General features: G+C 30.6%; 12 protein-coding genes. 8 read left to right on the top strand and 4 right to left on the bottom strand.

From position 1 onward, the window contains the following. Positions 1–36: 36 nt before the first annotated feature. The gene (locus I6U51_RS05990; RefSeq protein WP_211141774.1) at positions 37–834 is read left to right on the top strand and encodes a 4Fe-4S binding protein; all 798 of its coding nucleotides are present in this window, start codon (positions 37–39) and stop codon (positions 832–834) included. A gap of 97 nt (positions 835–931) precedes the next feature. On the opposite strand, the gene I6U51_RS05985 is transcribed toward I6U51_RS05990, so the two are convergent. Beyond that, positions 932–1,240 (bottom strand): winged helix-turn-helix transcriptional regulator, encoded by a 309-nt coding sequence (locus I6U51_RS05985; RefSeq protein ID WP_211141773.1) that lies wholly within the window; start codon positions 1,238–1,240, stop codon positions 932–934. A gap of 320 nt (positions 1,241–1,560) precedes the next feature. On the opposite strand from I6U51_RS05985, the gene I6U51_RS05980 reads away from it, so the two are divergent. After that, a complete protein-coding gene (locus I6U51_RS05980) occupies positions 1,561–2,247 on the top strand; it encodes an FMN-dependent NADH-azoreductase (RefSeq protein ID WP_246517116.1) in 687 nt (228 codons plus the stop codon). A gap of 83 nt (positions 2,248–2,330) precedes the next feature. On the opposite strand, the gene I6U51_RS05975 is transcribed toward I6U51_RS05980, so the two are convergent. After that, positions 2,331–2,621, bottom strand: a complete 291-nt coding sequence (locus I6U51_RS05975; protein ID WP_211141772.1) for a hypothetical protein — start codon at positions 2,619–2,621, stop codon at positions 2,331–2,333. A gap of 260 nt (positions 2,622–2,881) precedes the next feature. Between I6U51_RS05975 and I6U51_RS05970 the strand changes: the two genes are divergently transcribed. After that, positions 2,882–3,217, top strand: a complete 336-nt coding sequence (locus I6U51_RS05970) for a YqfO family protein (RefSeq protein ID WP_211141771.1) — start codon at positions 2,882–2,884, stop codon at positions 3,215–3,217. A gap of 187 nt (positions 3,218–3,404) precedes the next feature. Then, complete coding sequence (locus tag I6U51_RS05965) at positions 3,405–4,613, top strand: P-loop NTPase family protein (RefSeq protein WP_211141770.1); 1,209 nt, start codon at positions 3,405–3,407, stop codon at positions 4,611–4,613. Positions 4,614–4,663: 50 nt separating this feature from the next. Here I6U51_RS05965 and I6U51_RS05960 read toward each other — a convergent pair whose 3' ends face one another. Beyond that, on the bottom strand, positions 4,664–7,213 hold the full coding sequence (locus I6U51_RS05960; protein WP_211141769.1) for an ABC transporter substrate binding protein: 2,550 nt from the start codon (positions 7,211–7,213) through the stop codon (positions 4,664–4,666). A 362-nt stretch (positions 7,214–7,575) separates the two neighbouring features. On the opposite strand from I6U51_RS05960, the gene I6U51_RS05955 reads away from it, so the two are divergent. Beyond that, positions 7,576–9,639, top strand: a complete 2,064-nt coding sequence (locus I6U51_RS05955; protein ID WP_211141768.1) for a sigma-54 interaction domain-containing protein — start codon at positions 7,576–7,578, stop codon at positions 9,637–9,639. Positions 9,640–9,750: 111 nt separating this feature from the next. Here I6U51_RS05955 and I6U51_RS05950 read toward each other — a convergent pair whose 3' ends face one another. Further along, positions 9,751–11,349, bottom strand: a complete 1,599-nt coding sequence (locus I6U51_RS05950) for a sensor domain-containing diguanylate cyclase (RefSeq protein ID WP_211141767.1) — start codon at positions 11,347–11,349, stop codon at positions 9,751–9,753. 976 nt (positions 11,350–12,325) lie between these two features. On the opposite strand from I6U51_RS05950, the gene buk reads away from it, so the two are divergent. From buk to I6U51_RS05935, 3 genes are all read left to right on the top strand, one after another. Next, complete coding sequence (gene buk, locus I6U51_RS05945; protein ID WP_246517114.1) at positions 12,326–13,387, top strand: butyrate kinase; 1,062 nt, start codon at positions 12,326–12,328, stop codon at positions 13,385–13,387. 12 nt (positions 13,388–13,399) lie between these two features. Further along, positions 13,400–14,500, top strand: coding sequence for a histidinol-phosphate transaminase (gene hisC, locus I6U51_RS05940; protein WP_211141766.1), 1,101 nt, complete (start codon positions 13,400–13,402; stop codon positions 14,498–14,500). Between the two features lie 78 nt (positions 14,501–14,578). Then, positions 14,579–15,247 carry a hypothetical protein gene (locus I6U51_RS05935; RefSeq protein WP_211141765.1) on the top strand — a complete coding sequence of 223 codons (669 nt, stop codon included), beginning with the start codon at positions 14,579–14,581 and terminating at the stop codon, positions 15,245–15,247. Positions 15,248–15,258 lie beyond the last annotated feature (11 nt).

Raw genomic sequence — 15,258 nt, 5'->3', positions numbered from 1 at the left:
TCTATTATTATATAAGGGAAATATAGGGGGATAGAAATGGATAATATTAAAGAGATAATTAATCAGGCAGGGGAATTTATAGCAAATACCGATTATAATAAGATAAAGGAACTAAAGGGAATTCAAATGTTTGATGCGCCAATTATAGGAATTGCTGCTGCTGACGATCCATTGTTTTTAAAGTTAAAAGATAAAGAGGTTATAGGTGATGGTCATATGACTCCTCTAGAATGGATGCCGCAGGCAAAAGCAGTTATATCGTACTTCCTGCCTTTTACTGAAGCTGTGAGAAAGGCAAATCGTGAAAACAAGGATCTACCAGCAATAGAATGGTTGTATGGCAGGGTTGAGGGGGAAATAGCCAATAAGGAGCTTGCAAAGTTTTTAGTAAAAAAAGTTGTAGACATGGGAGGAGAAGCGATTATCCCAGGATTGGATTCCCGTTTTGTGTCTGGGAACTATAAAAGTAATTGGTCTGAAAGACATGTTGCCTTTATATCAGGGCTAGGTACCTTTGGATTAAGTAAGTCAATGATAACAGAAAAAGGAGCTGCAGGCAGATTAGGAAGTATAATCGTTAGTATACCTTTTGAAGCAACTGAAAGAAAATATGAAGGTGTTTATGATTATTGCAGTCAATGCGGTGCCTGTATTAATAGATGTCCTGCACAAGCAATTGATAAATTAGGGAAAAAACACGAGCCCTGTGATGATTTTCTTACTAATGTTACTAAGAAGCGTTTTGCACCACGTTATGGCTGTGGAAAATGTCAAACAGCGGTACCTTGTGAATATAGAATTCCGGTGATAAGAAAAGAAGGGCATAAAGAATAAACCAGACTAGAACAGAAATTTCTAAAAATAATATAAAAATTGAAGTTTACTGAAATTAAGAAAGCTTCCCCTAAAATAATAGAGGAAGCTTTCTATTTTATGCCCATTTTTCAGCCCATTTTTGAATTTCGTCCATAGATTTTTCTAGGTCCCTTCCTTTTTCAGTCAGTTCATATTCAATACGTACTGGCATTTCTGGGTAAACCTTACGAGTAATAATACCTTGTTCTTCCAATTCTTTAAACCTTTCTGTAAGCATACGAGCACTAAGGTTAGGTATTATTTCCTGAATATCAGAAAATCTCTTAGCTCCATTTAATAAGGATCGTATGATTAATCCAGTCCATCTTTTTCCTAGTAATTCAAAAGCAGATTCAAACCTAGGACATAAATGAAATTTTTCCATGTATATCAACTCCTATAATTATTTTATCATATTTACTTGACAAAAGTAAGTGACTTATTGTACTATAGTTACATAAAGTAACTAAGTTTTAATAAATTATTTAATTTTATAAAGTAAATATATATATTATTGTCACTTTGTATAAAAATTATTATTTAGTTTATCCGATGACTTACCCGCTCTAATACTTCCATCTTCTTCAAGTGGGAGTAAAGAGCGGCTATGTCCCTGGATAACGACTTCTAAACTTCAGATGGAGTTAAAACTCCACCTGAAGCCAAGAATTCTGTTTATTCTATATTTAAGAAGAAGGGTGAAAAATGTTTGAATTTATAAAAAATATATTTAAAAATGAAAAGGAGAATGTAAAAATGTCAAAAGTATTATATATTACTGCAAATCCAAAGTCTAAGGAATATTCATATAGCTTATCAGTAGGAAGTGCTTTTATAGATGCTTATAAGAATGCTAATCCCAATGATGAAATAATACCTGTAGATTTATATAAGATGGAGATTCCGCTAATTGATGAAGTTGTTTTTAGTGCATGGGATAAGTTTGGAAAAGGATTTTCCTTTGAAAATTTAACATCAGAGGAACAAAGCAAGATAGCAGCTATGAACGATATATTAGAGCAATTTATATCTGTTGATAAATATGTCTTTGTAACACCATTCTGGAATTTTACTGTACCACCAAAGATGAAAGCTTATATAGATAATATTTGTATTGCAGGCAAGACTTTTAAGTATACTGACAATGGTCCAGTAGGACTTTTAACAGATAAGAAAGCTGTTCATATTCAGGCAAGAGGGGGAGTGTACTCTAGTGGACCTGCTGTCGATTTAGAAATGGGAGACAAATATATAAATACAATACTAAACTTTATAGGAATAAATGATAAAGAATCTATTATTGTAGAAGGAGTAAGTGCAATGCCTGATAAGGCAGAGGAAATTAAAGCAAGTGCCGTAGCTAAAGCTAAGGAAGTAGCAAAAAGATTTTAATTAAAAAGATAATTAGTTAATTCTAGGAAAATTTTAAAATAGTGTGAGGCTTTAGCAGTTGCCAAAGCCTCTATCCATATATCTTATTTAAAATCTTCAGGATTCAAACCATTTATATAATCTAAAACTTCATCCAATGATCTAGAAGTGAATAATGCATCTGTGCCGCCACCATGATAATAAACTGCAAAACAGTCGTTTTTAAAATAGAAAACGTGATAGCTTCTATTCCCAACTTGTCTATTACCTAAACTAAGTTCTTCATCTCTAACTATTTCATTTAATATTTTATGACTATTATCTACAGTTACACCTCTAACCCCTTGAAATTGAACAAAACGTGGGTAAAAAACAAATTCTTTCATTGTACTCATCTATCAGTTCCCCCTTTACTTAACTTATGAGTTAATATTAACATGGAATATATAGAAAAACAAATATTAAATAAGACTATTAGCAATATTTTTAATAGTTAAAAAACGTTTACTATACTTTTTTAGTCCATTATAATCCTGTAATGAAATTTTTACGTTTTATAATAATTTATAGAACTACTAATAATTTTTTACATATACAAACTTTAATTATAGTTAACTTATCTATATGATTCTAATATTTAGAGGAGGAATGCAAAATGGAATTTAATTTTTTTAAAGTGGAAACTTTTATACCGGAGGAATATCTAAAAAATTTAAGAAAAAGTCTAAATGATATTGGAGCGCTTACTATAGGTGGGAACTATGATAATTGTATGGCTGTTTCTAAAGTGACTGGCTCATGGAGACCACTTCAGGGCGCTGATCCTTTTAAAGGTGAGGTTGGAGAAATTTGTTATGCAGAAGAGTGTAAGGTTGAATTTTGCTGTGGCAAAGAAGTATTGATAAAAACAGTGGATACGATAAAAGAAGTTCATCCTTATGAAGTACCTATAATAAATGTTATTCCAATTTTAAATACATATGAATTATAAAATTATTTTAATCTTTCACTTAACTTTTGAATATAAAGTAAAATAAACAATATTTTAAAATAAATATTACCGCTTAATGTTATATTTAATTTAATAATATATTCATTTTTTCTTGATGACTTGTTTATTATTAATAGTTATAATATAACATATAGAATAAGTTTTATATTTATAGGGTGGTTTAGTGATGGATATTGTAGGAATATTGGACGAAATAAATAAAATAAGTGATGAGGCTAAGGATAAAATTGCTCCTGTAGAAGTACTGAAGAGATTTAATGGAGGAAGGTCTGGAGCAGGAGTATATATGGTTGAATATGGAGCTGACAACAGGGTAGGAATATTAAAGATAACAAGTAGCAATGAAGCAGAAGTATTTCAAAAAGCATATGATTTAGCTGTACAAAATAATATGCATAAATATATTGCTAAACTTATAGCAAACTATGAAATAGAAAGTAAAACACAGTCTACTATACATGCAAATCTATATGATTTAGCAGGTGATGACATATATAAAAGTGAAACATTTTTGGACAAGGTTATTAATGAAGACGATCTTAAAGATAGTATAATTTCAAAAATGACTAAATTTTTGTTTATCTGGAATAAAGAACATGCAAAGAAGTACATATCACCTAAAGATATAGTTAAAAATGAACTTTCCTATAGATATATGGATGATAAGTACGAACAGGCTTTCAAATCAATAGGAGTAGATAAATATACAAAGTGGATATCTTTAGATGGGACAGATATATTACTGCCCAACCCATATTATTATTTTAATAATGAAGATGTTTGGAATGGTTTAAAGGTAACTTGCCTTACAGCTTATGCCCATGGAGATTTTCAAGGAGATAACATAATCATTACTGAAAATAAGCCAATTATAATTGATTTCTGTGATTTGATTGAGGAATGTAATGTTTTTCATGATTTAAGATACCTTGAATCTATTACCTTAGGAGATTATCTAGAAATCGATAAAGAATCTAGCAGGGAGTTATGGAGTAAGGTTTGCGAAAGTTTAAGTGAAGGAATTACAGAAGTAGAAATTCCGCAGGGAAGAGGAATGAGCTTACTTAGACAACTTATGCCTAAGCTTAGAGAAAATGTTAAACTAGTAGTTTCAGATAGCAGAAATAGTTTGTATAATCCTTCATTTCATTTGGCAGGAGTTGCCTCAGGGTTAATTAATCTAAGAAAATATACAGATACAAATAAGAAAAAAGCGGCGTTCATATATGCCGCATATAATCTAAAAATGTTTCTTAAGGATGAGGCAGTTAATATGTATAGACCAAAACTGGATTCTTGTATGATTCTAAATTGGAAGGTAGAAAAAATGGAAAATACCTTTGTCGTACTGCAGCCAATTAGTTTAAGAGTTTAAGGATAAAAGTGTAGCTGGTTTTAGTTTTTAAAAGCATCTACACTTTTAAATTACATTAAATCACTCAAGTTTTCGATATGATCAGCTGGTATAGGCCTACTGAATAGATATCCCTGAACCATTTCACAATTTAGAGATTGAAGTATCTGGAACTGATTTTCCCATTCCACACCTTCAGCAATTACAGTTAAGTTCATCTTATGGGCTAGTTGAATTATACCATCTGTTATTTCTTTATCGCCGCTATTTAGATGGATTGAATCAATAAAAGATTTGTCTATCTTAAGGTTATTTATTGGAAGTATTCTTAAATAGTTTAAAGAGGAATAGCCTGTTCCAAAATCATCTAAAGATATATTAACTCCTAATTTTTTTAATTCGTTTAAGATTACTATATTATAATCCAAGCACTGCATAAGCACACTTTCCGTAATTTCAATTTCTAAAAGCTTTGGTGGAAGATTGCTGTCAATTAAAGCGCTTTTTACTATATTGATAAACCCTGGGTGCTGAAGTTGAACGATAGAAACATTTACAGCTATTGCCCCTAAATTATAACCAAAATCGAGCCATTGTTTTGCCTGCTTACAAGCAGTTTTCAGTACCCACTGACCGATTGGCACTATTAAAGAAGTTTCCTCTGCAATAGGAATGAATTCTGCTGGAGAAACAAAATCGAAATCATTGCTCTTCCATCTCAATAGAGCCTCCATTCCCTTGATTTTTCTTGTCTTACATTCAATCTGAGGCTGGTAATATAATTGAAATTCATTTTTTATTATAGCATCTCTTAATCCTTTTTCAATTTGAGACTTTTTTAGGATTTCGTTAAACATTTCTATGTTATAAAACTCATATCTATTTCGACCTAAATCCTTTGCTCTGTACATTGCTGTATCCGCATTTTTTAAAATCGAATTAGAATCAAGTCCGTCATTAGGATATAATGAAATTCCTATGCTAACCGTTGTAAAAATTTGTTTTCCATCTATTTCAAAAGGAGTTCTAAAACTATTTGTTATTTTTTTACAAGTATTCGCAATAAGTTTCTTATTCTCTACATTTTTCATAAGAACTAAAAACTCATCTCCGCCCAATCTATAAAGGGTGTTATTCCTATCGATAATAGCTTCTAATCTGTCTGCCACAACTTTAAGCAATATATCACCATAGTGGTGGCCTAAGGTATCATTCACTCTTTTAAAGTTATCAAGATCTATAAAAAGAACGGCTCCTTTTTCTCCAGCTTTGCTAGAAGAATCTATTGCTTTGTCTAATTCGCCTACAAAAGAAATTTTATTAGGAAGAGAAGTTAAGTTATCGTAGTAAGCTAAGTGCTTATATCTTTCTTCACTTAATCTCAAAAATTCTTCACTTTCCTGGAGTTCATCATATTGAGCTCTAAGCTCTTCTTCTGTTGCTGTAAGCTCTTCATATACAGCACTTAATTCTTCGAAATTTTCTTGAAGTTTTCTTTCGCTTTCTTTTCTTCTCTTAACATTTATAAAAAGTATAATTATAAATGTAGACAATATAATAAGTATACTGATTACGGACCAAACTAGCTTTTTATAGGTTTCATAAAAAGAAAAATCTTTATTTATTATTGCACTTCCATCTGGGAGCTTGTCTGTATCAATTTTCAAATTCTCTAGTTGATTATAATCAAAGGTATAACTACTTACGCTTTTTGATAATATAGGTATATTTTCTACTTTTTCACCATTTAATATCTTAAGCGCTATTTGTGCAGCAGCTCTACCATGCTCTGTAGAATTAAGTACTTTGCCGCCTAATAAACCATTTCCTAAAGCAAAATCCCAGCATATGTAGTTGGCTGCCTTTATATGTTTGCTAATTAAAGGACCTATATTCTCGTAGTTAATAAATTCTCCCTCATTATTTTTAAGTTGGCCTACATGGAGAACTGCAGTGTTATCACCAAATTTTTTTACAGTTTCATCTAATGTTTCAATATTTATATCACGATAAAAATGAAAGTTAACGTCTAATCTCATGCGCTTTATAATATCTTTAGTATCTTCTTCATTTAACTTTCCTGTAGGTGTAGAATCACAAACTACTATTATATTCTTAATATTAGGTTGAAGTTTTATCATTGACTTAATAGTTGGTTCTATATCAATTGTTTCGACTATACCAGTATAATTTTTATGTCCATTTAGCATTAATTGGTTAAAATTATTTACCCCACAGAACACAACAGGTGTATTGGGGAACAAGCTATCCCCATATTTAACTAGAAAATTTAATGCATCGTTATCTGAACAAATTATGGCATCAAATTTAGTATCTGTATATTTTATTTTATATAGATTTTTAAGACTTTCGATGTAGGCGCTGTTGTTAACTCTTTTTGTATCCATGTAAGTAGATAGTAAATCAATTTTATCTACATCACCTAATACAGATCTGATTCCAGTAGAAATATTACTTGTCCATTTAAAATCTTCTGAATATGAGTGAAGAATTAAAACCTTTTTATGAGATTCTGCTTTTACATAGGTATTTATATTTAAAACAACATATAATACAAAACTAATTATTAGGCCTACTCGTTTAACTAAAGTTTTGCTCATAAGCATTGCCCTCCAACTTTGTCTATTTAAACTATTATATTGCTGGTTAAAATTGATTTATTTGGTATACTGTGTATAAAAAAGTTGTATTATATATCTAATATAACATATTTTTATATTTACATGTTATCATTTATGTGAAAGTTTGGAAATACAATAATAATACTTCTTTTTTAGTTTGTGATATAATTTTTAGTAGAAGTATAATTTACATGGCAATTTACTTAAACTTAAGAGAAGGTAAAAGTTCTAAATGAACTTTTACGGGTAACTTGTGATCGGAAGCGAAAATTTTAAGTTACCCAGTGACCGAAGGGAAACGAGCAAAATTACCCAGTGTGACCACTAAAAGGAGGAAACATATGAAGAAAAGGTTAGCTATCATAAGTTATAGTACATCAACTGCTGATACCTATAATGAGCAAATTATAAGCTTATTTTCAGATAATATCATTGTAGATAGATTTTGTATAGATAGTGAATATATAAAAGAAGGTATACAAGCGGATTTAATATTAATCCAATCTTATAATATATTTAAGCTCATTAAGCCCTATATAAATAAGAGAAGTGAGATTGTTATTGCAAATAGAACAATTTTAAAATCTTCTTTAGAAAAAATTATGGCTATTCCAGAGGGTACACAAGCCTTATTAATGGATGAAAATGTAGATATGGCGTCACAAATGGTTTCGGTGATATATCAGTTAGGAGTTAGACATATAGAATTGACGCCTATTTGTCCAGGTATTAATATAGGCATCGAAGAAAAGACTGTAATTGTATTAGGGGAAACAAAATATGTTTCAAACATTTCAAATAAAGTTATAGATATTGGCGGCAGTCTTTTGGATGTAAGTACAATAATGAATATTGGAGCAAAGTTAAACTTAATTCATATTTTGCAAAGACAGAATATTAGGAAAAGTTATAAGGAAATTGTAACTACTGATGCTGGATTGTCAACAATAATAGGACAAACAAATCGCTTTGAAAGTGAAATAGATATATTACTTCAGGTACTAGATGATGGTATTATAGGTATTACATCTAAAGGAATAATAACTAATTATAACGAAGGTGCTGAAAATATTATAGGATATAAAAAAAGTGATATAATCGGAAAACATGGGTTGCATGTGCTGCCGGATATTCCTTTCAAATATGTTTTAGAAAATCTAGAGCCTGTCAAAGAAAAACTTATAAGAATAAATGGATATGATATAGTTGTGTCTGTTGATCCTATAATACATTCAAACAAGTTATATGGAGCTGTTGCCATTGTAAAAAAGTTCAATGATATAGAAAAGAAACAGCATAAATTAAGGGAACAGCTTATAGGCAAAGGACATAGAGCAAAATATGGATTTGAGGATATACAAGGGGAAAGTGAAGCAATAAAAAGATGTATAGATATAGCAAGAAGAATGGCGAAATCAGAATCCTCCATTTTAATTACAGGCGAAAGTGGAACGGGAAAAGAGCTTTTTGCTCAGGCTATACACAATAATTCGAAAAGAAGAAATTATCAGTTTGTGGCAATAAACTGTGGTGCACTTCCAGAAAGCCTTTTAGAAAGCGAACTTTTTGGATATGAGGAAGGAGCCTTTACAGGAGCGAGGAAAGGAGGAAAACCAGGGCTTTTTGAATTAGCTCATAATGGAACATTGTTTCTTGACGAAATTGGAGAAATGCCTCTTAATCTTCAAATGAGGCTTCTGAGGGCTCTTCAAGAGAGGGAAGTTATGAGAATCGGAGGCGATAGACTTATTAATGTAAACATTAGAGTAATTGGAGCAACAAACAGGAACCTAAAAGAAATGGTTAAGGAGGGCGAGTTTAGAGAAGATCTGTACTATAGGTTAAGGGTACTTCCGTTGAAACTACCTCCTCTTAGAGATCGCAAAGAAGATATCCTACCGTTAATTGATAAAATTAAAAAACAATTTTATAGTGAATTTGAGCTAACACAGGAAGCAAAAGAAGTTTTATTAAATCATAATTGGAAAGGAAATATTAGAGAACTTAAAAACTACGTTGAGTATTTTGCTAATCTTGGATTAAAACAAATAGATGTAATAGATCTTCCCTTCGATAATGAGGAAGATGGAAATGATATTATTTTAACTTTAAATGAAAAAAGTATATTAGATGAGTTTTGGGAAAGCTCAGAAGGAAAGATAGAGAAGTACTTATTTATTCTAGAAGAATTGGAAAAAAGCTATATTAATAAAAGCAGACTTGGAAGAAGAACCTTATATAAAATTGCAACAGAACATAACGTTTTTTTAAGTGAGCAGGAGATAAGAACTATATTAATTAATCTTGAGAAGTTCTCGATGGCAAAGGTTTTCGTAGGAAGAGGTGGAAGTTTAATAACGGATTTTGGTAGAAAAGTTATTAAATATTTAAAGGAAAAGTATTAGAATGGGGCTGTCGCACTAAGGAATTTATATACAATATATTGCTTTGCAAATTTAAAATTAGCATAATATATTGTAGTATTTATTCTTAATGCGACAGTCCTATTTTATACCTTAATCTTTTCTAGAGATTGCACAGCTTGCAAGTCTGATATTTGGCTGTCTTTTGTAGTTATACATTTTTACATCTGCAGCTATAACTAAATGATCATATAAAATAGAATCCGTAGGAAAATTAGCAATACCATAGCTAAAACTACATATTACATTTTGTCCATTAAAATTTAAGGGATTATTTTTGAGGTAATCAATCAATTCTTCAAATTTTTTAGTTAAAATTTCATCATTTGTATTAAAGAATATTCCTATGAACTCATCTCCGCCGTATCTTGCTAAAATATCTGGAGAGCTAAATCGATTACTTAAATTTTTAGCAAATAATTTAATATATTCATCGCCTGCTATATGACCATAGTTATCATTAACATACTTCAATTTATTTAAGTCAAAAATTACAAGATTAAATTCTTCATTATTGTTAATAATATTTTGAAAACCCTTATTAAACATTTCCTCAAAGTAGCTTCTATTATATAGATTAGTCAATTTATCGTATTTAGATAAATAAATTGTTTCTTTATATAGATTATGTTTGTTAATTGCTATTTCAATTTGACTTTTCATATATTGTAGAATTTGAGCATCTTCCTCTACAAAGGCATTGATACGATTACTATCTATATTTAGCATACCATATAGTTTTTGATTAATTATGATAGGTGTACTGATGGAGGCCTTAATAGACCATTGTTTTATTTCTTCAGTTATGTCGGTCATATCAGCTCCTGGAAGCTTGGAAACGTCGTTGATAATAACGGTATCTTTGATATTACCATTAGTTTTAAGCCAGTGAAAGCAATGATTCAACTGAAGATTAAAATTTTTAGCTTTAACTGGATCATATCCTTTAGATGCTCCAATTTCAAGCATTTCATCATCTTTTAATATTAATATACTGCCATATTCTGCTTCATCTATAATTGATAATGCTTTTTCTAATATTAAATCAAATAGCTGATTAATATTATCTAACCCTAGTATAGATTGATTTATTTCAAGCATAGCTTCATTAATTTTTAGAAGCCTGCTTATTTTATTTTCGTTCTTCTTCAAATCTGTAAAATCTATCATAATGCCTACAAGTCCATTGACCTCATTGTTTTCTGAAATTATTGTTGCTTTTCTAAAGTGTATATCATGTAATTTACCATCGGAATATCTTACTTTTGATTCGTATGTCTGCATACCCCTAGTTTTCATTAGAGCTATATCTGCTTCGTGGTAGACATTAGAATATTCACCTTGGTTAAGATCATAAGCGGTATGATTTAATATTTCTTCTCTAGTCAAACCTAAGCATTTCTCGAATTCGCTATTAAATTCTATATATACACCGTCAGAATTTTTGCAAAATATTGGATCAGGAACTGTATCAAGAACTAGCCGCAGAAAATTTAAATTGTTTTGTAAGCTTTTCTTACTTTCATTTAATTCAGCTTCAATTTTCTTGCGCTTTGAAATGTTCATGACTAATAAAGCTATTATTATAAAAAATATTATCAACATGATATAGTGACAAATAATTAGACCACGATGGTGGTCTATGTGTATTTCATTAATAAATTGAAAAAATATCCCCCAAAAATTTTTCATAGTATCATCCTTTAAATTTATTAGAATTCATAAAAGAATAAAATTATATCCATATAAAGATTATAAAATTAATTACAGGAAAATTACATAGTTTTCAACATTTTTTAATATATATAAATCGAGTTTTTTATACAAAAATACATACGAAGCTTATAAATAAATAAGGGTTTTAAAAATTAATATAAAAAATAATACAAATATTCGATAACGAACTTAAAATATTTATAAAAAAATAATAAATTATGTAGAAAATGTAAGAAAAATAATAATATAATTGAAATGATTACCAATGATAGAATTCAATAATTAATATATTTTTAAAGGGGGAAACACAATTGTATTTAAATTCATTAGTACAGATTAAAGAATATGTTGAAAGTACAGAAATAAGACCAACAGAACAATTAATGTAGAACTTAAGAATATTCAAGACAAGCTGTCTTTTACTGTTGAAGGTGCATTATCAATAGGAGAGATTGCTTCACAGAAGAATGGAAAATTAATAATTCACAATAAATCTACTATTTTAGGGCTGTTAGAAATAAGTTAGATATTAAATAGACGTAAATATATGAAATAAGAAATTTAAAATTTATCCGATGACTACCCGATCTAATACTCCCTCGCACTCTGTGAAAGCGACTATCACCAAATCACAGATTAGGGATATCTGCTTTTCTCAAAGAGGGAGTAAAGAGCGGCTACGTCCATGGATTCGTTCAACTAAGAATCAGGTGTGGATTGAAACCCCATCTGATTTAAGTTTCTACTTCATAGGCGCCTTAAAAGTAAATTATGTAAACGGGGTAAATGGTATCAGAAATTTGTACCATTTACCCCGTTTGCTTGTACTTTTTTTATAATAATGTAGAAAAATAAAGGATTTAGGAATGTTGTAATTACTGGCACAATATTTGCTAAATACAGAATTGAGGGTAATTTTAGAAAAATTCTATAATAATAGAGGAGTGAAATAATGTACAAAATATTAGCTATTAATCCAGGTTCTACTTCTACTAAAATAGCTCTTTATGAAGAGACAAAAGAACTATTTAAGAAAAATATAGAGCACTCTAATGAAGAGATAGCAAAATACAAAAACATAACAGCACAATATGAAATGAGATATGAAGCTATAATGAACTTCCTAAAAGAAATGAATTTCGATGTTAAGGAATTATCCGCTGTTGTTGGGAGAGGTGGATTATTACCTCCAGTAAAATCAGGAGCATATAGAGTAAATGATTCTATGGTAGATAGACTAGCTAATAGACCTTTAGTGGAACATGCTTCAAATTTAGGTGCAATAATATCAAATGAAATAGCTAAGTCATTAAATATACCAGCATTTATTTATGATTCTGTGGCCGTAGATGAGCTAGAAGATATTGCAAGAATAACAGGAATGGCTGATGTAAAAAGAGACAGCTTCTCTCATGCATTAAATATGAGAGCTGTGGCAATAAAAGTAGCAAAAAAATTAGATAAAGCTTATGACGATTGTAATTTAATTGTTGCTCATTTAGGTGGAGGAATATCTATTAGTGTTCACAATAAAGGTAAGATGGTTGACATTGTTTCTGATGATGAAGGACCATTTTCACCTGAGAGAGCTGGAAGAATAGCTTGCAAACGGTTACTACAAATGTGTTATAGTACTGACAAAAATGTAATGAAAAAGAAAATGAGAGGGGAAGGCGGATTAGTTTCTAATTTAGGTACTAATAGTGCTTTAGAAGTTGAAAAGAAAATTGAAAATGGCGATGAAAATGCTAAATTAGTTTATGAAGCTATGGCATATCAAATAGCTAAAGGAATTGGGGAACTTGCAACTGTGGTAGATGGGGAAGTAGATGCAGTAATAATTACAGGTGGTATTGCATACTCAAAGATGATGACTGGTTGGATAAAGAAAAGAGTACAATTTATTGCTCCAGTGGAAATTGTTCCAGGAGAAAATGAATTAGAGGCATTAGCTTTTGGGGCTCTTAGAGTGTTAAAAGGTGAAGAAAAGGCACATGAATATGATTTAGGATAGGGGGATAAGATCATGGGGAAAAGCCTATTTAAAAATGAAGTAGCTTATGTAAAGCCATATGTTCCTGGTAAGCCAATTGAAGAGTTAAAGAGAGAATTAGGCATAGAGGAAATTGAGAAATTAGCATCAAATGAAAATCCCTTAGGACCATCTCCTAAGGCTATAGAAGCTATAAGAAGAGAAGCGGCAAATATACATATCTATCCTGAGGCAAACTCAACAGAACTTAAAATTAAGCTATCAGAAAAGTATGCTCTACCTATTGAAAATATTGTTATAGGTAATGGCGGAGAAGAACTTTTAAAGATGATAGCAGAAACCTTTATAAATCCTGGTGATGAAGCAATAATGGCTAATCCTAGCTTTGATAAATACTCTTCAGAAGTATGTTTTATGGGAGGAGTTGCAGTTAAAATTCCTCTAAAGAATTATAAGCATGATTTTGAAACTTTTGTAGAAAGAATAAATGAAAAAACAAAATTAATATTTGTATGTAATCCTAATAATCCTACAGGAAATATAATGCCTAAAGAAGACTTAGATTATTTAGTGAAAAACACACCTGAAGATGTAGTAATTGTACTAGATGAAGCCTATTATGACTATGCAATAAAGAATCCAGAATATCCAGAAAGCTTGGATATATTAAAACAAAGACCAAATACTATCATTCTAAGAACTTTCTCTAAAGTGGCAGGAATTGCAGCAGTTAGAGTAGGGTATTTATTGACAACAAAAGAGATTGCTGATGCAATGAATAAAATAAAATTAACCTTTAGCGTAAATAGGCTTGCTCAAGCAGCAGCTATTGCAGCACTAGAAGATCAAGAACATCTTGATAAAACTGTTGAATTAAACTATAAATCACTAGGTTTAATGGAAAAATATTTTCAAGAGAAGAATTTTGAGTATATAAAACCTAATGCAAATTTCGTTTTTGTTAATGTAAATGAAGACTCGAGAATAGTGTTCCAAGGTCTACTTAAAAAAGGAGTAATTATAAGACCAGGATACCTATGGGGATGGGATAGCTGGCTTAGAGTAAGTACAGGAACAATGGAACAAACAGAGAAGTTTATAAAGAGATTAGATGAAGTATTAAAGGAAATCTAGAAAATAAGAGATAATGAACAATCCTAGCATAGGCTAGAGGTTTAAAAAATAATGTGAAGAATACGAGGAGGATATAGCTTGAAAAAAGGAGATATAGTATGGACTTTAGTCTTAGCAGCACTAATAGCAATACTAGTAGTGCCTACCACCCATGATGTATTTATGAAGTTTACAACTGCGCATCCTTATGCAGGAGGATTTGTAAAGTTTAGCATACTTGCAACAATGGGCGAACTTTTAGCAATAAGAATTGTTGCAGGAGGTTGGATTATTCCTAAAGGAGCAATTTATAGGGCTGCTATCTGGGGATTTTTAGGTATGGCAATCGTATTAATATTCGATATGTTTGCATCAGGTGTTATGGCAGCATTGTCTAAAGGTCTTCTTCCAGGGAAAGGTTCTAAGTTTGCTTTTGCATTCTTCACTAGTGCCATAATGAATGTAACCTTTGCGCCAACAATGATGGCATTCCACAGAATAACTGATACCTTCATAGATTCAAAGTACGAAGGAAGCAGTACAAATATTGGCGATGTTGTTAGAAGGATTGATTGGGCGGGATTTGTGTCTTTTGTTATATTAAAGACTGTTCCGATTTTCTGGATACCAGCACATACAATAACTTTTTTATTACCGCCTGAATATAGAGTCTTGGTTGCCGCAATGTTATCAATGGCATTAGGATTAATATTAGCCTTTGCAAAAAAGAAAGCACAAAAGACTCAATTAAATGAAGTAACCAATTAATAAGATAGGTT

Origin of the sequence: Clostridium aciditolerans, from assembly GCF_016316925.1 — a bacterium.
Taxonomy (GTDB): domain Bacteria; phylum Bacillota; class Clostridia; order Clostridiales; family Clostridiaceae; genus Clostridium_AM; species Clostridium_AM aciditolerans.
This window is presented reverse-complemented; position numbering and strand designations above follow the sequence as displayed.

What these genes read in the sequence shown, in the direction of transcription:
- I6U51_RS05990 (WP_211141774.1), top strand. Translation starts at nt 37, where the DNA reads ATGGATAATATTAAAGAGATAATTAATCAGGCAGGGGAATTTATAGCA.
- I6U51_RS05985 (WP_211141773.1), bottom strand. Translation starts at nt 1,240, where the DNA reads ATGGAAAAATTTCATTTATGTCCTAGGTTTGAATCTGCTTTTGAATTA.
- I6U51_RS05980 (WP_246517116.1), top strand. Translation starts at nt 1,561, where the DNA reads ATGTTTGAATTTATAAAAAATATATTTAAAAATGAAAAGGAGAATGTA.
- I6U51_RS05975 (WP_211141772.1), bottom strand. Translation starts at nt 2,621, where the DNA reads ATGAGTACAATGAAAGAATTTGTTTTTTACCCACGTTTTGTTCAATTT.
- I6U51_RS05970 (WP_211141771.1), top strand. Translation starts at nt 2,882, where the DNA reads ATGGAATTTAATTTTTTTAAAGTGGAAACTTTTATACCGGAGGAATAT.
- I6U51_RS05965 (WP_211141770.1), top strand. Translation starts at nt 3,405, where the DNA reads ATGGATATTGTAGGAATATTGGACGAAATAAATAAAATAAGTGATGAG.
- I6U51_RS05960 (WP_211141769.1), bottom strand. Translation starts at nt 7,213, where the DNA reads ATGAGCAAAACTTTAGTTAAACGAGTAGGCCTAATAATTAGTTTTGTA.
- I6U51_RS05955 (WP_211141768.1), top strand. Translation starts at nt 7,576, where the DNA reads ATGAAGAAAAGGTTAGCTATCATAAGTTATAGTACATCAACTGCTGAT.
- I6U51_RS05950 (WP_211141767.1), bottom strand. Translation starts at nt 11,349, where the DNA reads ATGAAAAATTTTTGGGGGATATTTTTTCAATTTATTAATGAAATACAC.
- buk (WP_246517114.1), top strand. Translation starts at nt 12,326, where the DNA reads ATGTACAAAATATTAGCTATTAATCCAGGTTCTACTTCTACTAAAATA.
- hisC (WP_211141766.1), top strand. Translation starts at nt 13,400, where the DNA reads ATGGGGAAAAGCCTATTTAAAAATGAAGTAGCTTATGTAAAGCCATAT.